At 70.9% G+C, this 21989-nt stretch carries 19 protein-coding genes, 1 tRNA gene, 1 pseudogene and 2 riboswitches; of the genes and pseudogenes, 14 read left to right on the top strand and 7 right to left on the bottom strand.

Annotation, left to right across the window (positions count from 1 at the left end; translation table 11 throughout):
- Positions 1-33: 33 nt before the first annotated feature.
- Positions 34-729 (top strand): gamma-glutamyl-gamma-aminobutyrate hydrolase family protein, encoded by a 696-nt coding sequence (locus tag AB0K21_RS20445; RefSeq protein WP_343972061.1) that lies wholly within the window; start codon positions 34-36, stop codon positions 727-729.
- 69 nt (positions 730-798) lie between these two features.
- Here the strand turns inward: AB0K21_RS20445 and AB0K21_RS20450 are convergent, their stop codons facing one another.
- Together AB0K21_RS20450 and AB0K21_RS20455 are read right to left on the bottom strand one after the other, a co-directional pair.
- On the bottom strand, positions 799-3579 hold the full coding sequence (locus AB0K21_RS20450) for an FtsX-like permease family protein (RefSeq protein WP_364151897.1): 2781 nt from the start codon (positions 3577-3579) through the stop codon (positions 799-801).
- On the bottom strand, positions 3576-4286 hold the full coding sequence (locus AB0K21_RS20455) for an ABC transporter ATP-binding protein (RefSeq protein WP_343975417.1): 711 nt from the start codon (positions 4284-4286) through the stop codon (positions 3576-3578). Before AB0K21_RS20455 ends, AB0K21_RS20450 begins: the two co-directional genes overlap by 4 nt.
- 65 nt (positions 4287-4351) lie before the next feature.
- Here AB0K21_RS20455 and AB0K21_RS20460 point away from each other — a divergent pair, with 65 nt between their 5' ends.
- The 5 genes from AB0K21_RS20460 to AB0K21_RS20480 all read left to right on the top strand — a co-directional run bounded on the left by AB0K21_RS20460 (position 4352) and on the right by AB0K21_RS20480 (position 10056).
- Complete coding sequence (locus AB0K21_RS20460) at positions 4352-4939, top strand: PadR family transcriptional regulator (RefSeq protein WP_364151900.1); 588 nt, start codon at positions 4352-4354, stop codon at positions 4937-4939.
- A gap of 70 nt (positions 4940-5009) precedes the next feature.
- Positions 5010-5108, top strand: a riboswitch (glycine riboswitch).
- A 2-nt stretch (positions 5109-5110) separates the two neighbouring features.
- A riboswitch (glycine riboswitch) is annotated at positions 5111-5195 on the top strand.
- A gap of 40 nt (positions 5196-5235) precedes the next feature.
- Complete coding sequence (gcvT, locus tag AB0K21_RS20465) at positions 5236-6327, top strand: glycine cleavage system aminomethyltransferase GcvT (protein ID WP_343975424.1); 1092 nt, start codon at positions 5236-5238, stop codon at positions 6325-6327.
- Entirely contained in the window at positions 6324-6713 is a 390-nt protein-coding gene (gene gcvH / locus AB0K21_RS20470) for a glycine cleavage system protein GcvH (RefSeq protein WP_030906360.1), read from the top strand. The genes gcvT and gcvH overlap by 4 nt, the downstream gene beginning before the upstream one ends.
- Before the next feature lie 70 nt (positions 6714-6783).
- Positions 6784-8160 carry an L-serine ammonia-lyase gene (locus tag AB0K21_RS20475; RefSeq protein ID WP_343975431.1) on the top strand — a complete coding sequence of 459 codons (1377 nt, stop codon included), beginning with the start codon at positions 6784-6786 and terminating at the stop codon, positions 8158-8160.
- 114 nt (positions 8161-8274) lie between these two features.
- Positions 8275-10056, top strand: coding sequence for a hypothetical protein (locus tag AB0K21_RS20480; RefSeq protein ID WP_343975434.1), 1782 nt, complete (start codon positions 8275-8277; stop codon positions 10054-10056).
- 224 nt (positions 10057-10280) lie between these two features.
- On the opposite strand, the gene AB0K21_RS20485 is transcribed toward AB0K21_RS20480, so the two are convergent.
- Complete coding sequence (locus tag AB0K21_RS20485; RefSeq protein WP_343975437.1) at positions 10281-10919, bottom strand: DUF6286 domain-containing protein; 639 nt, start codon at positions 10917-10919, stop codon at positions 10281-10283.
- A gap of 148 nt (positions 10920-11067) precedes the next feature.
- Here AB0K21_RS20485 and AB0K21_RS20490 point away from each other — a divergent pair, with 148 nt between their 5' ends.
- Positions 11068-12261 (top strand): amino acid deaminase/aldolase, encoded by a 1194-nt coding sequence (locus tag AB0K21_RS20490; protein ID WP_343975440.1) that lies wholly within the window; start codon positions 11068-11070, stop codon positions 12259-12261.
- A 140-nt stretch (positions 12262-12401) separates the two neighbouring features.
- On the opposite strand, the gene AB0K21_RS20495 is transcribed toward AB0K21_RS20490, so the two are convergent.
- Positions 12402-12878, bottom strand: coding sequence for a hypothetical protein (locus tag AB0K21_RS20495; protein WP_343975443.1), 477 nt, complete (start codon positions 12876-12878; stop codon positions 12402-12404).
- A gap of 187 nt (positions 12879-13065) precedes the next feature.
- Positions 13066-13398 (bottom strand): DUF3618 domain-containing protein, encoded by a 333-nt coding sequence (locus AB0K21_RS20500; protein WP_364151907.1) that lies wholly within the window; start codon positions 13396-13398, stop codon positions 13066-13068.
- A 111-nt stretch (positions 13399-13509) separates the two neighbouring features.
- Here AB0K21_RS20500 and bcp point away from each other — a divergent pair, with 111 nt between their 5' ends.
- From bcp to AB0K21_RS20535, 7 genes and pseudogenes are all read left to right on the top strand, one after another.
- Positions 13510-13974, top strand: coding sequence for a thioredoxin-dependent thiol peroxidase (bcp, locus tag AB0K21_RS20505; RefSeq protein ID WP_343975449.1), 465 nt, complete (start codon positions 13510-13512; stop codon positions 13972-13974).
- A 371-nt stretch (positions 13975-14345) separates the two neighbouring features.
- Positions 14346-14486 (top strand): annotated as a pseudogene (locus AB0K21_RS20510) (HNH endonuclease); the annotation flags it as partial.
- Positions 14487-14514: 28 nt separating this feature from the next.
- Positions 14515-14587, top strand: a tRNA-Leu gene (locus AB0K21_RS20515).
- 654 nt (positions 14588-15241) lie between these two features.
- Positions 15242-16441 (top strand): histidine kinase, encoded by a 1200-nt coding sequence (locus tag AB0K21_RS20520; protein WP_343975452.1) that lies wholly within the window; start codon positions 15242-15244, stop codon positions 16439-16441.
- 82 nt (positions 16442-16523) lie between these two features.
- Positions 16524-17189 (top strand): response regulator transcription factor, encoded by a 666-nt coding sequence (locus tag AB0K21_RS20525; RefSeq protein WP_343975993.1) that lies wholly within the window; start codon positions 16524-16526, stop codon positions 17187-17189.
- Positions 17190-17450: 261 nt separating this feature from the next.
- The gene (locus AB0K21_RS20530) at positions 17451-18221 is read left to right on the top strand and encodes an ABC transporter ATP-binding protein (RefSeq protein WP_364151911.1); all 771 of its coding nucleotides are present in this window, start codon (positions 17451-17453) and stop codon (positions 18219-18221) included.
- 1 nt (position 18222) lies between these two features.
- Positions 18223-20733, top strand: a complete 2511-nt coding sequence (locus AB0K21_RS20535) for an FtsX-like permease family protein (protein WP_364151914.1) — start codon at positions 18223-18225, stop codon at positions 20731-20733.
- 94 nt (positions 20734-20827) lie between these two features.
- Here the strand turns inward: AB0K21_RS20535 and AB0K21_RS20540 are convergent, their stop codons facing one another.
- Positions 20828-21097 carry a hypothetical protein gene (locus AB0K21_RS20540; RefSeq protein WP_343975462.1) on the bottom strand — a complete coding sequence of 90 codons (270 nt, stop codon included), beginning with the start codon at positions 21095-21097 and terminating at the stop codon, positions 20828-20830.
- Entirely contained in the window at positions 21094-21840 is a 747-nt protein-coding gene (locus tag AB0K21_RS20545; RefSeq protein ID WP_364151918.1) for a toxin glutamine deamidase domain-containing protein, read from the bottom strand. The genes AB0K21_RS20540 and AB0K21_RS20545 overlap by 4 nt, the downstream gene beginning before the upstream one ends.
- Between the last annotated feature and the right edge of the window lie 149 nt (positions 21841-21989).

Below are 21989 nucleotides of genomic sequence, written 5' to 3' on the forward strand. Positions count from 1 at the left end.
CCATGTCCCCGGCGTCCGTGTGAGAAAGAGATCATGTCCCGTCCCGTCATCGGCATCACCTGCTACGTCGAGCCCGCGAGGTTCACCGTCTGGGAGACGACCACCGCGCTGCTGCCGTACGACTACGTCGACCACGTGGCCCGCGCGGGCGGGCAGCCGGTGATCCTGCCACCCGCGGGCGACCCCGCGACGCTGGTGGATCGCCTGGACGGGCTGATCCTGGCCGGCGGCGGGGACGTCGGCCCGGAACGGTACGGGCAGGAGCCGCACGAGCGGACCGGCTACGTCCGGCCGTTCCGCGACGACGCCGAGCTGGGGCTGGTCCGGGCGGCGCTGGAGCGGGACCTGCCCTTCCTCGGCGTCTGCAGGGGCATGCAGATCCTGAACGTCGCCCTCGGCGGCGGCCTCCACCAGCACCTGCCCGACGTGGTGGGCCACCAGGGGCACGCCCCGGCCCCCGGCGACTACGGCAGGATGCCGGTGCGGCTCGCCCCCGGCAGCCTGACCTCGAAGGTCTTCGGAACCGAGACCGTGGACGTGGCCCACTACCACCACCAGGCCGTCGACCTGCTCGCCGAGGGCCTGACCGTGACCGCCCACGCCGAGGACGGCACGGTGGAGGCCGTGGAGGTGGAGGATCATCCGTTCGCCCTCGCCGTCCAGTGGCATCCCGAGACCGACGACGAGCCGGCCCTGTTCGAGGCGCTGGTCCGGCACGCCCGCCGCTGAACGGCCCGCTCGACCCAGGCCCGCTCGACACAAGGCCGCTCACCGTGGAGCGGAGCACCGGAGCCGGGCTCATTCCCGCGTGAGGATCAGGGCCAGCGGGAGCCGCTGCACCAGCAGGGCGGGAACGGCGGAGGCCAGGGCCGCGAGCGTGACGGCCACCACCGCCGCGACCGCCGCTCCCACGACCACCGCACTCGGCAGGTCGCCCGCCAGCGCGAACGCGGCCGTCACCCCGCCCAGGACCCCGGCGAGGGCGCCGAGCAGACCGATGCCGGCCCCCTCCAGGACGATCAGCCGGGCCAGCGAGCCCCCCGACCAGCCCGAGGCGCGCAGCGCGGCCAGTTCGGTGTCGCGCTCCCGTACCCCCAGGTAGAGCACGTCGGCCACGGCCAGCACCGCCAGCCCGAACATCACCGCGACAGCCGCGTAGTCGGCCGGGCGGGCCTGCACCACTATGGCGTCGCCGAGCAGCGAGCCCACCACCCGGCCGCGGAAGCCGTAGGTGACGCCGAGCAGCACCGTCAGCCCGAAGACCGCGGCCGCGAGCGTCGCCGCGCCCAGCAGGGTCCGCCCGGGGGACCTGGTCAACCCGCTCACCGCCAGCCCGGCCACCCCGCGCGGTGAGCGCGCCCTGCGCGGCAACCGCACGGCCGGCCGCACCGCCTCCGCGGGCGGCACCCGCGAGGCCCGCCAGGCCGGGGTCAGTCCCGCCAGCAGCGCCAGCGTCACCGCCGCCGGGACCGCCAGCCACGCCCGCTGCCCCGGCGGCGCCACCCCCGACCACAGGGCGACAGGCCAGGCCAGCGCGACGGACAGCAGGCCCGCCAGCAGGCCGATGGCGCCGACCTCGCAGAGCACGGTCCCGAACAGTTTCGGCCGCGACCAGCCCAGGCAGGCCAGCACGCCGAGCTCGGACCTCCTGGCCCGCACGGCCGCCGCCGCACCGTTGAGCACGAACAACCCGCAGACGGCCAGGACCAGTACGAACAACACGAGCGACTTGCGGTCGGCGGCGTTCAGGATCCGGTAGGCGACGTTCTTGTTCACCCAGTCCTCCCGGAGGGTCAGCGCGGGACGCCCGAAGGACCCGGCGGGCAGGTCCACCGTCATCGGCGACGGCGACGAGCCGACCGTGATGTCCACCTTCAGTCCGGTGGCCGCCACGATGTCCCTGGCCACCTGACTGATCCGCTCTCGGCTGACCGGGTCGGGCCCGGTGACACCGTCGACCCGCACCCGTATGACGCTCAGCGGCGCCCGCGCCGCGGGCCGCCCCTCGGTCCTCTCCGCGATCTCCTCCAGCCACTGCAGGCTGGTGAGGAGCAGGGGCGGCGTCTGGAGGTATCCGGCGACGTTGTCGTTGGGCAGCAGGTCCCGTCCGCCGAGGAGCGCGGCGGTCCGGCCGTCGCCCGGCGTGGCGGCCGGTGGGTTGTAGGTCTCCATGGGAAGCCGGGTCAGCTCGCTGAAACCGGGCAGCCTGGCCGGGTCGAACCGTCCGACGACGCGGGACTTGAGGTCCCCGGTGTGGCGTCTGGAGACCGCCCTGCGGTTCAGCGTGCGGAACTGGGTGTCGGATGCCCCGACCGTCGCGCCCGGAGAGTCCTTGGCCACACCCGCCACCCCCGAGAACCACGGATCCTTCCAGACACCGGACCCGTTCCGCACCGGGAGCGCGGCGAGCTCACGAGCTCCCCGTTGCCGGTACTCGACGGGCCCGGATGCCCAGTACCTCGTCAACGGCACGTAGTGCCCGTCCGACAGATCCGACCACCGGTCGAGCATCGACTCGTAGACCTGTCCGGCGTCGAGGGTGAGACGTCTGACCTCCTCGCCCCGGTTCGCGGCGAGATAGGGCAGGAGCCTCTTGGCCGGCACGCCCTCGGTGACCTTCTCGGCCGCCTCGGCGGGCAGCCGCCGGATCACGACCTCGTCCCGCTGGTCCGCGTAGGGCACCGAGGCCGCGATCAGCGGGATCTCGTTGGGATCGTCTTTGGCCGCCTTCGCCGTGAGGTAACGTCCCTCGACCATCGCCCCCGCCAACCCGGCCAGCCGGGCCTCGGCATCCGGGTCGACGGCCGCGAGCACGAACGGGAACTCCTGGTAGAGCGGCACGCCCGCCTGGCCGGGCTTCAATCCGTCCCAGAAGTATCCGCCGATGTCGCCCAGACCGGTCCGCGTGGACCAGTAGCCGCGGTCGGGCAGCGTCCGCTCGGAGGGGAACGGGCTGGTCCTCGCCGGGTCCTGCGACCAGCCGAGCGAGGTCGCCAACCGGACCCGCCGGCCGCCGGGCAGTTCCTCCTCGGCCGCCTCGACGTACTCGCCCCCGTCCGCGACCTCTGTGAAGTCGAGCGTGACGGGGCGGCGGGTGACGTACTCGTACCGGGGCTGCAGGAACGGGATCCGGGTGAGGCCCCGGTCGGTGACCCGGGTGCGCTCCACGCGCAGCAGCGTGCGGTCGCCCTCGTGCAGCAGGTCCGTCACGTCGACCCGGACAGCTGCCGTGTGCACGACATGACCGATCATGCCGATCGGGGCGGCGACCTCGACGCCGTTGACCCGCTTGATCCGCTCGTACTGGTCGAAGGTGATCCCTCCGAAGATGCCCGACAGGTAGTTGGCGCGGACCAGCCCCTGCGACCGCTCGATGGTGGTGGCCGAGTTCTTCGGACGGACCAGGATGTCGTACTGCGCGCGGAAGTTCTCCCCGACGGTGCCGATGATCTCCAGACGCTGGGTCTCGGCGGTGCCGGTCAGCACGGTGAACCCGGTGGCCGCGACCACGATGCCGAGCAGGAGCACCAGTGCCCGGGCAAGCCGGTGGCGAAGCTGGGCCCAGACCAGGCGGGTCATCCGAGCCGCCCGATCCGGCCGAGCACGTCCTGGGCGGGCGTCACCCGGTCGTCACCGGTGATCCGGCCGTCCCGCATCCGGACCACCCGGTCGCACGCCGCCGCCACCTCGGGGTTGTGGGTGGCGACCAGCATGGTCATGCCGTACTCCTCCCGCAGGGAGAACAGCAGGTCCACGATCTCCTGGCCGGTGACGCTGTCGAGGTTGCCGGTGGGCTCGTCCGCCAGGAGCAGAGGCGGGTGGGCGATCAGCGCCCGGGCGATCGCCACCCGCTGCTGCTGCCCGCCGGAGAGCTCGCCGGGCAGCGCCCGTTCCCGGTCGGCCAGCCCGACCGCGGCCAGCAGTTCCCTGGCGCGGGCCCGGCGGTCGAAGCCCACCCTGAGCGGCAGCACGGGGGCGAGCACATTGTCCAGCAGGCTCAGCGCCGGGAGCAGGTGGAAGCGCTGGAAGACGAAGCCCACCGCGCGCCGGTGCCGGTCGAGACCCCGGCGCCCGAGATCGTCGACGCGCCTCCCTCCGACGTGGATCTCACCCCCGTCGGGGAGATCCATCGCACCGACGAGATGGAGGAGCGTGGACTTGCCCGCTCCCGAGGGCCCGGTGAACGCGACCGCCTGACCGGCCTCGACCTCCAGGCCGACCTCGTCGAGTGCCCGGGTGGAGCCGTGTACCCGGCTGACGCCTCGCAGGCTGACTTCAACGCTCATGGCCGATACATTGTCACAATGCAGGGGGGTCCGTGAAGTTCCTAACTTGTGACAATGTAGGAATCATGCCACTCAGCCATGCCGTGCTCACCCTGCTGGCCGACGGGCCCAGCCACGGCTACGAACTCAAGGCCCGGTTCGAGGCGGCGGTCGGCCCCCAGTGGGGCGGCCTCAACATCGGGCACCTGTACCAGATCCTGGACCGGCTGGTCAGGGACGGCCACGTGACCCGCAGCCACGTGCCCCAGAGCGACCGCCCGGACAAGACGCTGTACCGGCTGACCGAGAGCGGCGCCGGTGAGCTGCGGGAGTGGGCGGGCGCTCCCTGGGTCCGCTCGTCGGGGTTCCGGGACGAACTGTTCCTCAAGCTGCTCGCGGCCACCCGGCTGGGCACGGACGCGCTCGGCTCGTTCGTGTCCGCGCAGCGCCAGGCCTACCTCTCTGACCTGGCGGCGCTGACCCGCCTGCGCCGCGAGCAGGGCGACCCTCTGGTGTCCCTGCTCGTCGACGCGGCCATCGCGCACACCAGAGCCGACCTGCAGATCGTCGACGGCGCCGAGGAGCGCCTGGCGGCGATGGCCGCCGCCGGCGCGGACGTGCACACCGTAGGGCCCGAGGGCGATGGTCTCCGGGCACTGGGCGAGGGTGCCTGATCCCGGCCGGCGGGCCCGAGGGGATTTCGCTCGGCCGGTGCGGGCGGTTAGGCTGGCCGACGACACCGATGAACCCCGCGCGGGAGAGTGTCCTGACATCCAGGCCAGGACCCCTGAAGGAGCAAGCCCTCCCCGCGAACCTCTCAAGGCAAAGGACCGTGCGGGTAGGTGCCTCTGGAAAGCAGGTCCCACGACCTCGCCGAAGGTGAAAGTCCGGCAAAACCCGGATGAAACTCTCAGGCACCAATGACAGAGGGGGAGGATGATCTCATCTGTCCCTTGTCTGAGGTGCGAACATGTCCCGACCTACGCCGCTGCGCGGCGTGCACGAGTCCCTCGGCGCGACGCTGACCGACTTCGCGGGCTGGCTGATGCCGCTCCGCTACGGCAGCGAGTCCGCCGAGCACAACGCGGTCCGCCAGGCGGCCGGCCTGTTCGACCTCTCCCACATGGGGGAGATCTTCGTGACCGGCCCGCAGGCCGCCGAGGCCCTCGACTACGCGCTGGTCGGCCACCTCTCCGCGCTGGCACCCGGCCGCGCCCGCTACACGATGATCGTCGACGCCGGAGGCGGCGTGCTGGACGACCTGATCGTCTACCGGCTGGCCCCCGAGGAGTTCATGGTCGTCGCCAACGCCTCCAACTACCCCCGGGTGGCCGCCGAGCTGACCGAGCGCGCCAAGGACTTCGACGCCGCGGTGCGGGACCGCTCCGAGGAGTACGCGCTGGTCGCGATCCAGGGGCCGCGCTCGGTGGAGATCCTGAGCACTCTCACCGACGCCGACCTGGACGGGCTCGGGTACTACGCGGGCCTGCCCGCCGTGGTGGCCGGCCACGAGGCCCTCGTCGCCCGCACCGGATACACCGGCGAGGACGGCTTCGAGCTGTTCGTCGCGGCCTCGGCGGCGGAACCCCTCTGGGCCGCCCTCACCGAGGCGGGCGCACCGCACGGGCTGGTCCCCGCCGGACTGTCCGCGCGCGACACCCTCCGTCTGGAGGCCGGTATGCCGCTCTACGGCAACGAACTCTCCGCGGACCGCACTCCGTTCGACGCCGGGCTCGGCCGTGTGGTGAGGTTTGACAAGCCGGGCGACTTCGTCGGCCGGGCCGCCCTCGAACCGCTCAGGGACGTCCCGCCGGCCCGTCGTCTGGTCGGCCTGGTCGGAGGCGGCCGCAGGGTGCCCCGGCACGGGTATCCGGTGGTGGTCGCCGACGACGGCACGGTCGCCGGGGAGGTCACCAGCGGGGCGCCCTCCCAGACACTGGGCAGGCCCATCGCCATGGCCTACGTGGACAGCGGCCTGTCGTCGGGGCTGGCCGTCGACATCCGGGGCAGCCGCGAGCCGGTCGAGGTCGTCGAACTGCCTTTCTACAGGAGGAAAAAATGAGCAGCATTCCCGAGGACCTGCACTACACCAAGGAACACGAGTGGATCGGCGGCGTCGACGACGGCCTGACCCTCACCGTGGGCATCACCGCCTACGCCGCCGAGGCGCTCGGCGACGTGGTCTACGTGCAGGTACCCGAGGTCGGCGCGTCGATCGCCACCGGTGACGCCGTCGGCGAGGTCGAGTCGACCAAGTCGGTGAGCGACATCTTCGCACCGGTCACCGGCGAGGTCGTGGAGGTCAACCAGGCGGTCGTGGACGACCCCTCGCTGGTCAACAGCGACTCCTACGGTGACGGCTGGCTGTTCCGCGTACGTCTTGAGGGCTCCGCCGACGACCTGCTGTCGCCGGAGGAGTACACCGCGCTCACCTCGGGTGAGTCATAAGTTCGACGCCCCGCGTCACGGTCACGCGCGTCCTCGGGCACGCGTGACCGTCCGCGCTGGAAGGATTCAGATGACGATCAGTGTCTTCGATCTCTTCAAGATCGGAATCGGCCCGTCCAGCTCGCACACCGGCGGCCCGATGGCCGCCGCCCACAAGTTCGCCCGGGGCCTGCACCGGGACGGGCTGCTGGAGAAGACCGCGCGGGTGAGCGCCGTCCTGTACGGCTCGCTCGGGCTGACCGGCAAGGGCCACGGCAGTGACAAGGCGGTGCTGCTCGGCCTGTCGGGCGAGAAACCCGAGCTGGTCGACGTCGACACGGTCGACGAGCGGCTGGCCGCCATGCGCGCCTCGGGCACCGTCCGCCTGTACGGCTCCCACGAGGTCCCCTTCGTCATCGGCGAGGACCTCGTCTTCGAACGCAAGATCTCGCTCCCCCACCACCCCAACGGCATGCGCTTCACCGCCCTGTCGGAGTCCGGCGAGACGCTGCGCGAGAAGGTCTACTACTCGGTGGGCGGCGGTTTCGTCGTCGACGAGAACGCCACCGGCGCCGACCGGATCAAACCCGACGACACGGTCCTGCCGCACCCCTTCACCACGGCCGCGGAACTGCTCGCCCAGTGCGCGGAGACCGGGCTGTCGATCTCCGGGCTGATGCTGGAGAACGAGCGGGCGTTCGGCCGCACCGAGGCCGAGATCCGCGCCCAGCTGCTCGTCCTGTGGCAGGTGATGAGCGAGTGCGTGCGACGGGGCATCGACAAGGAGGGCGTGCTGCCCGGCGGCCTGAAGGTCCGCCGCCGCGCCCACCAGCTCCACCGGCAGCTGCGGAGCGAGCCTGGAGAGAAGGACTCGCTGCAGACGATGGACTGGGTCTCGCTGTTCGCCCTCGCGGTCAACGAGGAGAACGCCGCCGGCGGCCGGATCGTCACCGCGCCCACCAACGGCGCCGCGGGCATCATCCCCGCCGTGCTCACCTACTACGACCGCTTCGTCCGCGAATCCGATGACGAGGGAGTGATCCGCTTCCTGCTGACCGCGGGGGCGATCGGCGTGCTGTTCAAGGAGAACGCCTCCATCTCCGGGGCCGAGGTGGGCTGCCAGGGCGAGGTCGGCTCCGCCTGCTCGATGGCCGCAGCCGGACTCACCGAGGTGATGGGCGGCACCCCCGAGCAGGTCGAGAACGCCGCCGAGATCGGCATCGAGCACAACCTGGGGCTGACCTGCGACCCGATCGGCGGCCTGGTGCAGATCCCGTGCATCGAGCGCAACGCCGTCGCCTCGATCAAGGCCATCGCCGCGGCCAGGATCGCGCTGCGCGGCGACGGCCGGCACTTCGTCTCGCTGGACAAGGCCATCAAGACGATGCGCGACACCGGCCGCGACATGCTCGACAAGTACAAGGAGACCAGCCGCGGCGGGCTCGCGGTGAACGTCATCGAGTGCTGAACGCCTGGAACGCCACAAAGAACTCGATCACCACCAAATTTCGCATCACGTATGGGCCCCTCCCATCTCGCGCCTATGCTGGGTGGCCATGTCCGCGGGACTCGGGAGGTCGTGGTGGTAACGGGAACGCACCCGGCGAACCGCGCCTCGCGGGTGCTCCGTTTCCTCGGGGCACACTGGCTCTTCATCGCCGCCCTGCTGGCCGGCGGCGGCCTGCGCGCCCTGGCGGTGCTCGGCTACCGGCCCGCCCTGTGGTTCTGGGCCGACTCCTTCGTCTACCTGAGCGCCGGGCTCGACCCCCGTCCCCTGGAGTCCCGTCCCGCGGGCTACTCGCTGTTCCTGTGGATCCTCAAGCCGCTGGCCAGCGTCCAGGCCGTGGTCGTCGTCCAGCACCTGCTCGGGCTGGCCGTGGCGCTCTGCGTCTACCTGCTGCTGCGCAGGCTGGGCCGCCTGCCGGGATGGGGCGCGACGCTCGCCGCGCTGCCGGTGTTGCTGGACGCCCACCAGATCCAGCTCGAACACCTCGTCATGGCGGACCTGCTCTTCCAGTTCCTGGCGGTGCTGGCGGTCACCCTGCTGCTGTGGCGGCGACGCCCGGCCGCCTGGGTCGCCGCGCTGGCCGGCCTGCTGCTGGCCGCCGCGACGGTCACCCGGACCATCGGGCTGCCGCTGATCGCCGTGGCGCTGGTCTGCCTGGTGATCCGCCGGGCCGGGTGGCGGGCGGTCGTCTCCGCGACCCTGGCCGCCGCCATCGGCCTGGGCTCCTACGCCGCCTGGTTCGAATCCGAGCACGGCGGCTACGCGCTGACCCGGGGCAACACCTTCCTGTGGGCGCGGACGATGACCTTCGCCGACTGCGCCAGGATCCAGCCGACCGGCCCCGAGGCGGCCCTGTGCCCCACGGAACCGGTGGGGCGGCGCGCGGCGCCGCCGGTCTACATCTGGGACGGCGCCTCACCGCTGAACAAGGTCAAGGGCAGCTGGGCCGAGCGCGACGCGCTCGCCGGCGCCTTCGCCACCCAGGCCATCAAGGCCCAGCCCCTGGACTTCCTGCGGGCGGGCCTGGACGACGCGGTCCACATCTTCGACTGGACCCGGCGCGTCTACCCGACCCCCGGGCCGCAGAGCGCCTACGTCTTCCCCGACACGCCGCGCCCCTTTTCCACCGGGGCCGCCTCACAGGGGAAGACCGCCGAGCAGTTGACCGTGGCCTACCAGGGCTCCTCGGGCGCGCCGACGATGGCCGAGCCGTACGCGGGCTGGCTGCGCGGCTACCAGGAGCACGGCTTCGTGCGCGGCCCGTTCCTCGCGGTGATCTGCCTGGTCGGCCTGGTCGGCGTGCTGATGCGGTTGCGGCGGCTCGGCGGCGCGGTGCTGCTGCCCTGGGCCGCGGGGACCATGCTGCTGATCCTGCCGCCCTTCATCGCGGCCTTCGACCACCGCTACGTGGTGCCCGCGCTCCCGCTGCTCTGCCTGGCCGCCGGACTGGCCTTCGGCGTCCGGCACCGGGAGAGCGCCCCCGAGGAGGCGGAGGACGCGGAACCGGACGAGGAACCGGCCTACGGCAGGACCGCCGAGCGGCCGGTGTACGCGAGCCCCGTCGAGGAGCCGGTGTACGGCAGGTCAGCGCCGACGGACGTGCAGCCGAACCATCGTGCCGAGTTCTACCTCCCCGAGAGCCCGTCTGACCTTCCCCACCGCGTCCTTGTTCAGCCGCGCCACGAGCCTGCCGACGTCGGTCCCCGGCGCGCAGCCCACACTGATCCGCAGCCGCTCGTGCCTTACGTACCTGACCCGAATCCGGACGAGCCCTTCGACTTCTTTAAGGGCAACAGCGAGCATGGCGGTCCCCGTTCCGGTCCGCCTGCCCCACCGTCTCCAGCCCAGGGCGTGTAGCAGCCACCGCACCGCCAGCAGCGCGAGCACCACCAGCAGCAGCGCGACCAGCCAGCCCAGCCACGGATGCGCGGCCAGCCACCCGGGAAACCCCCCGCGCACGAGCCTGGCCCCCGGCGGCCGGCCGGGCAGGTCACCACGTCCCCGCAGGAAGGCGTAGAGACCGGTGCAGGCCAGCACCGCGCCGGTGACGGCCAGGCCGATCCGGTTGCCGAGGTACGGTCTCATCTGACCCTCCGCCTGCGCAGCCGCACCACGACGTCGCCCGCGCACATCGCGCCCAGGCCCGCCATCCGGTCACCCACCGCCGCGCCCACCCCGCGCAGCACCGGCCCGGTCCGCTCGGCCTCGGTGAACACGGTGACCTCGACGATCCTTGAGGCGAGCCGGACCCGTGCCCCGTTCACCTCCTCCACCGACGCCGCCGCCTCCCCCAGCGTGCGGCAGAGTCCGGACCTGGTGATCCCGATCACCAGGTGCGGATCCCCCGACTCCAGCGGCACCAGTCTGGGCCGTCCCGGCAGGGCCGCGAGCCCGAGCATCAGCAGGCCCGCCGCCATGGCGAGCACCGCCATGGCGAACACGACGGGGTCCGACCAGCTCCACGAGCCGACCCCGTTGACGAGCCGCCGGTAGGGCATGCGCGCGACGGGCGACTCCATCAGCAGGCCCACGGTCACCGCGGCCGAGACCGACAGCACGACGGACGCCACCAGCGCCGCCGACACGCCCGCCGGGGTCCTCCCCGGCCGAAGCAGCCGCACCGACCTGCGGCGGACGTCCTGAAACTGCTCGGCCGCCCTGCCTCCCGCGCTCCCGGTGCCCGCCGAGCCCGCCAGGACGTCCTGGAGAGTAGTCGTCATTCGGTCAGGTGTACGCGTTCCGGCGGGGGCGAGGCCGGGATCAACCACCCTCTTGCGCGATCTTGGGGCCCTCCTTGCGGGAGCATTGAGCACCCTCCATCAACATGAACACTGCTCATATTCTCCCGAGCCGAGTTATCCTGCGGACATGGACGACCTCCAGCGCTACAACCGGGCCACCGCACACCTGGACCCCCCCTTCGCCGTCCTCGACCTGCCCGCCCTGCGCGCCAACGCCGAGGGAATGCTCCATCGGGCTCACGGCAAGCCGATCAGGGTCGCCAGCAAGTCCGTCAGGTCCCGGGCCGTACTCGAACGGATCCTCGCCATGGACGGTTTCACCGGGATCATGGCCTTCACCCTCCCCGAGGCCCTCTGGCTGGTCTCCACCGGAATGCGGAACGTGCTCGTCGCCTACCCCACGGTGGACCGCGCCGCGCTCGCCGAGCTGGCCGCCGAACCGCTCGCCGCGCGGGAGATCACCGTCATGGTGGACCAGATCGACCACCTCGACCTCGTCGACTCCGCCGTCGCCGGCGTCCGCGACCGCCAGGAGATCCGGGTCTGCCTCGACATCGACGCGGGCTACCTCGCCTTCGGCGGCCGGTTCCGGGCGGGCGTCCGCCGCTCCCCCGTCCGCGAGAGCGACCAGGCCGCCGACCTGGCCACCCGGATCGCCAAACGCCCCGGATTCCGCCTCGTGGGCGTGATGGCGTACGAGGCGCAGATCGCCGGGGTCGGCGACGACCCTCCCGGCAAGCCCGCCCTCACCCGGGCCATCCGCCTGATGCAGACCCGCTCCCAGCGCGAGCTGATCACACGCAGGGGCCGGATCGTCCAGGCCGTCCGCCAGATCACCGACCTGGAGTTCGTCAACGGCGGCGGCACCGGCAGCATCGAGAAGACCACCAGGGAGAGGGCCGTCACCGAGATCGCCGCCGGCTCCGGCTTCTTCCACCCCCGCCTGTTCGACTTCTACCGGGGCTTCGGCGGCCACCCCGCCGCCCTCTTCGCCCTGCCCGTCGTGCGCCGCCCCGCACCCGGCGTCGTCACGGTCCTCGGCGGCGGCTACCCGGCCTCCGGCGCCCCCGGCGCCGACCGCCTGCCCCAGCCCTACCTGCCGTGCGGGCTGCGGTACGACCCCGACGAGGGAGCCGGCGAGGTCCAGACCCCCCTGGTCGGACAGGCCGCCGAGGACCTGCGCACCGGCGACCGGGTCTGGTTCAGGCACGCCAAGGCCGGCGAGCTCTGCGAGCGCTTCGCCAGTCTGCACCTGATCGACGGGGACAGGGTGGTGGACGAGGTCCCCACCTACCGGGGCGAGGGCCGCACCTTCCTCTGACCCACCACCCGTGCACGCGGAGCGGACACCTCGCCCACCGGCGGGTGCCCGCTCGTGTCCCATCCCCCACCCTCCGGCCCCGGAGGCCCGCGCCGCCCCCGCGCCCGGAGAGGCCCCGTGTCAGGGCTCGGCGGAAACCTCTAGAAGCCCAGGTCGAGCTCGTACCACCTGCTGCACTTGTAGGTGGACCAACCCCGGTAGCTGATCTGGCAGGTCCTCACCCGCACCTCGCTGACGTCGTGCGCCTTGACGCGGAAGTACTTGGTGTCGTCATAACCGCACTGCTTCACGCGCTTGACGGCATTCCAGTCCTCGTCATCGGACGAGGCGGCCTGCACCTCGAAGTAGGCACACCGCCCGCCCCGGGCCAGCGAACGCCTGTCACCGTCGTACAGCCCGCCCCGCAGCGCGAACGTGTTCTCGTCCTCGTCGTCGCCCTCGACCGAGTACTCGGCCTCGACCGTGGCCAGACCGTTCCTGGACTCCTGGTCGAAGCTGTCGTCGAAGTCGCGCGCGGCCGACGCCGGCGCCGCCGCCGCGAAGGCGGCCGGAGCCACCGTCAGCATGAGACCGGTGGTCGCCGCCACCGCGACCGCAGCGCGAATGATGCTTTTCACGGATTTACCCTCCTTTTTCCCTGCTCGCAATGTTCCGCGAGCAAGGAAAAAGGCGCATGAGTAAACCCCTACTCAACTCGGGACCTCCGACCACCGGTGCCCCCACAGTGGTCAGGATCGGCGCCGAATCCGTACGGCCGGAGGCATCGAAGCACACCCACCGCCGCGCGACGGCGCCGTCCACCGGTCACGGCCGGCGGCGCCGCCACAACATGATCACCGCACTGACCGCCAGCAACGCGCCCACACCGATCAGAATCGGTGCCAGATCCGGCCGGTCGTCCGCCCACAGATCCTCGGGCTCCCCATTCAGCCTGACCGGCTTCGGCCCCGCCGCACCGGTCACCAGGTCACCGACCTGGGCGACGAAATGCTCGGCGTTCGCCCTGACCTTCGCCACACCACGCTCCGCGACCCGCTTGGGGCTCACCCGGTCCGCGATGGCGTCCACCGTCTGAGCCAACTCCGCGCGCGTGCGCTCGATCTGCCGCTCCAACTCCGCGGGATCGGTGTCCGCCATGGCTCTCCTCCCCTACTCCTTGACATCGATCAGTCTGTCAGGTCCGGACCACCCACGGCACTTCGGACAGGCCGGTAAGTTGACCGGGGAACCATTCCTCGGAGGGACATCATGAAACTCGAGCCGGGCGACGCCGCCCCGGACTTCACGCTTCCGGCCGCCGACGGCACCACCGTGTCGCTTGAGCAGTACCGCGGCAGGCGCGTCATCCTCTACTTCTACCCCGCCGCGATGACCCCCGGCTGCACCAAACAGGCCTGCGACTTCCGCGACAGCCTGGCCTCGCTCACCTCGGCCGGCCTCGCCGTGCTCGGCGTCTCGAAGGACACCCCCGCCAAGCTCGCCAAGTTCGTCGAGCGCGACGCGCTGACCTTCCCGCTGCTGTCGGACCCGGAGTTGGAGGTCCACAAGGCCTACGACGCCTACGGGGAGAAGACGATGTACGGCAAGACGACGGTCGGGGTCATCCGCTCCACCTTCGTCATCGACGCCGACGGCAAGGTCGAGAAAGCTCTCTACAACGTGAAGGCGACCGGCCACGTGGCCCGGCTCCGCCGCGAACTCGGCGTCGATTAAATCCCTTTTTTAGCCATTTATCATGACGTGGGCACGCGTCGAGAATTGTCGTATCCGTTGCCTAGGCTTGACGCGTGCCCGTCAAATACAAATACACCCCCGAAATGCTGGCGGAGGCCGCGGCCGACTCCCTCAGCGTCACCGACGTCCTCCGCCGCCTCGGCATCACCGTCGCGGGCGGCAACCACGCCCACATCAGCCGCCAACTGAAGCGCCTCGGAATCGACACATCGCACTTCCTCGGCCAAGCACATCATCGAGGACACTCCTCACCACGACGCCGTCTCCCGGAACAGGTTCTCGTCATGCGGCCGGAGGGCAGCCCGCGCTCGAACCCCGGGCGGCTCAGGCGCAGCTTGATCGAGACCGGGATGCCATACCGCTGCGCGGGCTGTAGGATCGAGGACACCTGGCAGGGCCGGGCATTGACACTGCACGTTGACCACATCAATGGCAACTGGCTGGACAACAGAAAAGAAAATCTGCGCTTCCTCTGCCCGAACTGCCATTCACAGACAGAGAATTTCGCAGGAAAATCGAGGGGCCGTAGTCCAAAGGCAGAGACACACGGTTTAGGTCCGTGCCAGTCCGGGTTCGAATCCCGGCGGCCCTACAAAACAATTCAAAGCCAACCGGTCGACATGAAGTCGATAGACACCAACGTAACAATATCGGCCCAGGATTCATTCTTCATAGAATATTGCCGGGCCGAAAGACGCTTCGCGTCGAGATCCGCGGTCATACGCAGAGCAATTCAATTACTGCGCGAATCCGTCCTCGCGGAAGACCGTGCCGCCGCGTCCGGTGTGGCGGGTGCGGCCGGGGACGCAGGTTCGGGTCGCTTCGCCGTGGGGGACGGCTTCGGTGAGTCACCCTCGTGAGCTCCGGTCGACCACTCGTGGGACCGGCGTCGCCCGGAACGGCACGATGTCCACCGCCGGACGGGAAAAATCCTGTGGATCCGCGCGGGTAGGCGGGTGATTCGGAGGAGATCACCGAAGCATCCGAGCGGTATCCGGTGTGGCAGGGGGAACGGGAAAACGTCAGGTCGCGCGGCGTGGTCTAGATGCCGCGCGACCCGGCGTCGTTGTGATTGATCATCACAAACTGTCTCCCTTTACTCACCCCGGAGGGTGCTCCCGTAAACCATGGTGCCGCAGGGTCCGTAAAGGCTCTGTAAGTCGTGCCGGATGTGCGACCTGGGTCGTACGTCCGACTCCGTCTTCAGGGGGAAGGGCGGTGATCCGCGCATACGTATCGTGGTGGTGTGTTCGGCAGATTACGCGCCTGGAGCAGGCGCCACCCCGGGATTACGGACGCGCTGTGGCTGAGCCCGTTCCTGCTGGTCTCGGTGCTCAATGTCTGGGCCGTCGGGACGGGTGACCTGGCGGCGTTGGGGGCGGCGAGGCTGGGGTTGTGGGGGTTCGCGGGGCTGGGGTTGTTGCTGTTCGTGCCGCTGCTCTGGCTGCGGCGGCGTCCCGTCGCGGTCTTCGCGATCATCTCGCTGACCTGTTTCCTGCAGTGGCTTCTCGGTGTGCAGCCGTTGTTCTTCAATGTCTCGGTGCTCGTCGCCATGTACGGTGTGGCGTCGCGGCGCCCGCTGCGCTGGGCGGTCGGCGCGGGTCTGGTGGTGGAGCTGGGGCTGGCTCTGGCGTTCGCGCGGTTGGTGCCGGAACTTGACGTGAGTGCCTTCGCCACGGTCTCGGCGTTCACGGTGGCGATCTGGATCGCGGGGATCTACGCGAACACCCGTCGCCGCTATCTGGAGGGGTTGGAGGAGCGGGCCGAGCGGGCGGAGCGGGAGCGTGATCAGCAGGCCCGGTTGGCGGCGGCGGCAGAGCGGGCTCGGATCGCTCGTGAGCTGCACGATGTGGTCGCGCACAATGTGAGCGTGATGATCGTTCAGGCGGACGGGGCGGGTTACGCGATCGAGCATGATCCGGAGCAGGCGCGTCAGGCGATGCGGGCGGTCTCGGCGACGGGGCGCGGGGCGCTGGCGGAGATGCGGCGGATGGTGGGTGTGTTGCGGGCCGATGGCGTGCAGGAGGAGTACGCTCCGCAGCCGAGTCTGTCGCAGCTGGACGATCTGGTGGCGCGGGTGCGTGCGTCCGGGCTGCCGGTGGAGTTCCGGGTGCTCGGGGCGCCGCGGAGGCTTCCTGAGGGGGAGCAGTTGACCGTCTATCGGATCGTGCAGGAGGCGCTCACCAATACTCTCAAGCACGGCGGTCCGGAGAGCAGGGCCGTGGTGGAGATGGAGTACGGCGTGCGGGAGTTGCTGTTGCGGGTGACCGATGACGGTCGTGGTGCCGCGGCGCCGCGGCGGGAGGGCGGGCACGGCCTGGTCGGCATGCGGGAGCGGGTCGCGCTGTTCGGTGGGAGTGTGGAGGCGAGGCCGGGTTCCGGTGGTGGTTTCCGGGTGGTGGCGCGGCTGCCGATCGGCGAGGCCGGGGCGGGTCGGGCGGCTTGAGAGTGGGTGTCCGGGTCGGGCGTGGTGGCGATCGGGTGCGTTCCGTGGAGAGCAGGACGGGTGTGGAGCGGTGAGCGACCGGGTGATTCGGGTGATGCTGGTCGACGATCAGGAGTTGTTGCGTACCGGGTTCCGGATGGTGCTCGGCGCCCATCCGGGTATCGAGGTCGTCGCGGAGGCGGGTAACGGGGCCGCCGCGGTGGAGGCGGTGCGGGCGGTCGAGGTCGATGTGGTGCTGATGGATGTGCGGATGCCGGTGATGGACGGGGTGGAGGCGACGCGTTTGATCCGTTCGGTGGCCGGGGGGCCTCGGGTGCTGATCCTGACCACGTTCGATCTGGACGAGTACGCGTTCGCGGCGTTGAAGGCGGGTGCGTCGGGGTTCCTGCTGAAGGATGTGCCGCCCGCCGATCTGGTGAGTGCGATCCATTCGGTGCACAGTGGCGACGCGGTGGTGGCACCGAGTACGACGCGGCGGTTGCTGGAGCGGTTCGCGGTGCATCTTCCCTCGGCGGGGGTGGCCGAGCCGGCCGCGCTGTCGGGGTTGACGGCGCGGGAGCGTGAGGTGCTGGTGCTGGTGGCGAGGGGGTTGTCGAACACGGAGATCGCCGGTCGGCTGGAGTTGGCGGAGGCGACGGTCAAGACGCATCTGGGCCGGGTGCTGGCCAAGCTGGGCCTGCGGGATCGGGCGCAGGTGGTCGTGTACGCCTACGAGTCCGGCCTGGTCACCCCGCATTCGGCGGGCTAGCCCGGCATCGGGGACGGTCGTCGCGGGTCGGCGTCGGCCTGTTCGAGCCGTGTCCGCCGTTCTCTCTCTTCCGTCCCGGCCGGTCGTCGTGGACGCCATCGGCCGAATGGCCGAGGTGGTGCTGCGACGTAGGTGCTGTCTCGCCTTCCGGGTACGCCCTGCGTAGGGCCGCAGGTCAGCCCTAATTCATGATGGATCCCACTTTTCTCGCCAATAGCGTTTTGTACGTCATAACGCCATACGTTGTTGAGGAGAACTGCCGTGACCATCACCGGAGAGGTCGGCGCGTGGGGCGCACGCGGAGGCGCGGAGCCGGCCGTGACGGCCAGGGGTCTCACGAAGGTGTACGGCCGGGGCGACGCCGCCGTGCACGCGCTGCGCGGCGTGGACGTCTCGTTCTCGTCCGGCGCCTTCACCGCGATCATGGGGCCCTCGGGGTCGGGCAAGTCCACGCTGATGCACTGCCTGGCCGGGCTGGACACGGTGAGCGGCGGGCAGGTGCGCATCGGGGACGTGGAGCTCACCGGTCTCAACGACAGGCAGCTCACCCTGCTCCGCCGCGAGCGGATCGGTTTCGTCTTCCAGGCGTTCAACCTGCTGCCGACACTGACCGCCGAGCAGAACATCCGGCTCCCGCTGGAGATCGCCGGGCGGCTGGCCGACCCGGAGCTGTTCGACCTGGTCGTGGGGACCGTGGGGCTGCGCGACCGGCTGGGGCACAAGCCCTCCGAGCTGTCCGGTGGCCAGCAGCAGCGGGTCGCGGTCGCCCGTGCCCTGATCAGCGGGCCGCAGGTCATCTTCGCCGACGAGCCCACCGGCAACCTGGACTCGCGGAGCGGTGCCGAGGTGCTGTCGTTCCTGCGTACGTCGGTGCGCGAGCTGAACCAGACGATCGTGATGGTCACCCATGACCCGGTGGCGGCCTCCTACGCCGACCGGGTGGTCTTCCTCCGTGACGGCCTGCTGGTCAGCGAGTTGGTGGGGCCGACGCCGCAGTCGGTGCTGGACACGCTGATGAAGCTGGAGGCGTGAGGTGCTGAGGACGACGCTGGCCGGGTTGCGCGCGCACCGGTTGCGCCTGCTGCTGACGTCGCTGGCGATCGCGCTGGGTGTGGGCTTCATCGCGGGGACGTTCGTACTGACCGACACCATCGAGGCGGGTTTCACCCAGAAGTTCGCGGCGGCGGCCGACCGGATCGACGTCGCGGTGCTCCCGCTGCCGGACAGCGGCGGCGGGGCTCCGGTCCTCTCCGACGCGACCCTGGAGAAGATCCGCGCCGTGGAAGGCGTCGCCGACGCCCAGGGGCTGGTGCGGGGCACGTCCGCCCTGATCGGCAAGGACGGCAAGGCGGCCGGTGACCATCCCACGGTGGGGATCTCGCTGCCCGAGGGCGCGCTGAACCGTACCTCGATCGTCAGCGGTACGGCGCCGAGGACCGCGAAGGAGGCGGTGCTCGACGAGGGTACGGCCAGGACTCGCGGTTTCAGGGTCGGTGACACCATCGCGGTGCTCGACTCGGAGAACGTCAGGCACGAGTTCACCCTGGTGGGCCTGTTCGACGTCGGCCTGGACCAGGAGATCGGGTACAGCGGCGCGGTCGGCTACACCACCGGCACGGCCAGAGAGATGACCGGGCAGCGGGGGTTCCGGGAGGTCGACGTCACCGCCGCCGAGGGGGTCTCCCAGGAGACGCTGCGCGCCTCGGTCGCGGCGGCCGTGGGGGCGGGTCACCAGGTCAAGACCGGTGAGCGGTACGCGGCGGACCTGGCCAAGGCCAACGGCGCCAGCAGCGAGTTCCTCACCCTGGGCCTGCTGCTGTTCGGCGTGGTGGCGATGTTCGTGGCCGCGCTGGTCATCTACAACACCTTCAACATCCTGGTGGCCCAGCGGACCCGTGAGATGGCGCTGCTGCGCTGCATCGGGGCGACGCGCGGGCAGGTCTTCGGCTCGATCGTGCTGGAGTCGGCGGTGGTCGGCCTGCTGTCGTCGGTGCTGGGCCTGCTGCTCGGCTACGGGATGGGGGCGGGAGCGCTGGCCGTGCTGACCGCGGTCGGCGCGCCGCTGCCGTCGGTCGCGGCCTCCCTGACGCCTCGTACGATCGTCCTGGGCCTGGTCATCGGCCTGACCGTCACGGTCGGCGCGGCGCTGCCGCCCGCCAGGTCGGCGACGCGGGTGGCGCCGATCGCGGCGCTGCGCTCGCAGGCCGAGGAGCAGACCTTCAGGGCCGGCCTGGTACGGATGATCTTCGCGGCGCTCTTCCTGGTCTCGGGCGCGGGGATCACCGTGGCGGGAATGTTCATGGAGCCCGGGGAGTCCGCGCTCGTCGTGGTCATGGCCGGTTGCTCGCTCATCTTCCTGGCGGTGCTGACCTTCGGCCCGGTGATCGTGAAGCCGCTGTCCGCCTTCGCGGGCTGGGTTCCGGCCAGGCTCTTCGGGGTGCCGGGCAGGCTGGCCGTGGACAACTCCCGGCGTAACCCGAAGCGGTCGGCGACCACCACGGTGGCGCTCACCGTGGGCGTGACGCTGATGACCGTCATCTCCGTCCTCACCGGCACCATCCGGGTGACGTACGCCCATCAGCTCGACGAGCAGTTCCCGATCGACTACCTGGTGCAGAGCCAGGATCGCAGTTCGGAGCTGCCCCGGGCGATCGCCGAGGACCTGCGGACCAGGCCCGAGCTGACCGCGGTCGTCGCGTTCCGGTCAAGCACCGCCAGGCTCGCGACCGGGGACGAGAAATACGAGGTGGGGACGTTCACCCCGGCTCCGGGTTTCGCCCCGAAGCTGGACGCGGGCTCGGTCGACCGGCTCGTGCCGGGCACGGCGCTGGTCGCGGACCATGTCGCCGAGCGGCTCAAGGCCGGGGTCGGTGACCGGATCACCGTGCGGACGCCGAAGGCGGGTGCGGTCGAGCTGTCGATCGTGGGCGTCTCCGACCAGGAGTCGGGCCTTTCCGGTGTGACGGTTCCGGAGCGGGAGTTCGACCGCTACTTCGGCGAGGTGGGTGACAGCCGAGTGATCGTCAACCACTCCGACGGCGTGGATCCCGACCGGGCGCTGATGGCCGTCGAGGCGGCGACGCGGCCGTACCCGACGGCGAAGGTCGCCAGCTCGACGGAGGTGCGGGGCGAGTTCGACGAGGCGCTCGACATGATGCTGATGATCATCACCGGGCTGCTCGGCCTGGCGGTGCTCATCTCCCTGCTGGGCATCGCCAACACGCTCTCGCTGTCGGTCCACGAGCGCACCCGCGAGTCGGCGCTGCTGCGGGCGCTCGGCCTGACCAGGCCCCAGCTGCGGCGGATGCTCTCGGTCGAGGCGCTGGTCCTGGGGCTCATCGGCGCGCTGGTCGGCGTGGTGCTGGGCATCGGGTTCGGCTGGGCCGCCGCGCGGACGATGACCGAGAACGTCATCCTCCAGTTGCCGGTGCCGCAGATCCTGTCGTTCGTGGCGCTGTCCGGCCTGGCCGGGGTGCTCGCCGCGGTCCTGCCCGCCCGGCGCGCGGCCCGCGCCTCGGTGGTGGGCTCGCTCGCGAGCGGCTGAGCACCGCCGGGCCGTGAGTTCGCGAGCGGGCCCGAGCGTGAGGTGAGGCCCGGCGGAACCGGGCAGGTTGAGCATGGTGGCCGGGACGTCTCCGTTATCGGGGGCGGCGTCCCGGCCACTGCTCCGCCACCGTCTCGGGGTTGAGCAGCGGCCGGATGACGATCTCGCCGGTGGCCCTGTCGATGACCACGCACCCGGAGCCGACGGTGTCGGGCAGCACGCTGGGATCGTCGGAGTCGGGCTCATTCGACCAGGCGACATAGCCCTCTTGAAAGGCATAAATCCTGATTTCGACGGCGGCGCCCGCGCCGCGGACACCATTGAAGTACTCCTCCGCCACCGCCCTGGCCTGGTCCGGGTTCACAGCCGCCGCCCCTCCCTGTCGATCACGACGCAGAACACGCCGGTCACCGACTCGTACGGCGGCTCCACCGCCATGTGTCCCCGTTGCCCGTCGATCCAGATCACCTCGCCGTCGAAGTTCACCGCGTTCCACGCGTGGCTGCCCCCGGCCGGCCAGCGATTGACGACCACGGCCGAGGAGCCGTGCCCCCCGGCCAGCAGCGCCTGCGCGATCGGCAGGTAGGCGTGGCGCCCCTGCCCCACGTACTGGAAGCGCTGTCCCAGCCACCGCTCCGCCCTGGCCACTCCCCCGGCCTCGCCGCTGAGCAGCGGCCTGCCGACCCGGTCGTACTCGGGCCGCCGGGGCGCGGCCACCGCCGGGGCCCCGTACCAGGTGGAGAGCACCGACAGCGCGCAGTCGATCGCGTTGGTGGCCCGGAACGGGTCGTCGGCCGGCCCGGTCCCGTTGATCAGCCTGATCCACATGCCGCGCGGGTCGGGGAAGCGGCGCGGAGTGCCCTGCTCGGTGACCGGGACGGCCCGCAGCATGTCCTCCTCGGTCTGCGGATCGGGCCTGGCCAACCCGCCCGCCACCCCGTACGGCCGGCACTGGTCCAACCGGGCCGGCCCCCAGCGCATCCGCTCCCGCTCCCGGGGCACCGCCGCCGCCGGCGCCTGAAACTCCAGCTCGAAGTCCCGCCACCGCTGCCCGTCCATGGTCACCACGGGGTTGTAGACCCCCGAGGCCAAACTCCACCCACTCACCGCTCCCCCGTCCCCCGACCCCTGGGAGCCAGATAGTAGAGCGGCTCCCGGCGCGGCACGGAGGAGTTGACCATTTGCAGAGGTGGTGACCGGGGATTTTCCGCTCTCCGGGGGATTTGGCACGCCGACGGCGCGCAAAGCCCCCAGAT

The organism is Streptosporangium sp. NPDC049248 (assembly GCF_040678965.1).
Classification (GTDB): Bacteria; Actinomycetota; Actinomycetes; order Streptosporangiales; family Streptosporangiaceae; genus Streptosporangium; species Streptosporangium fukuiense.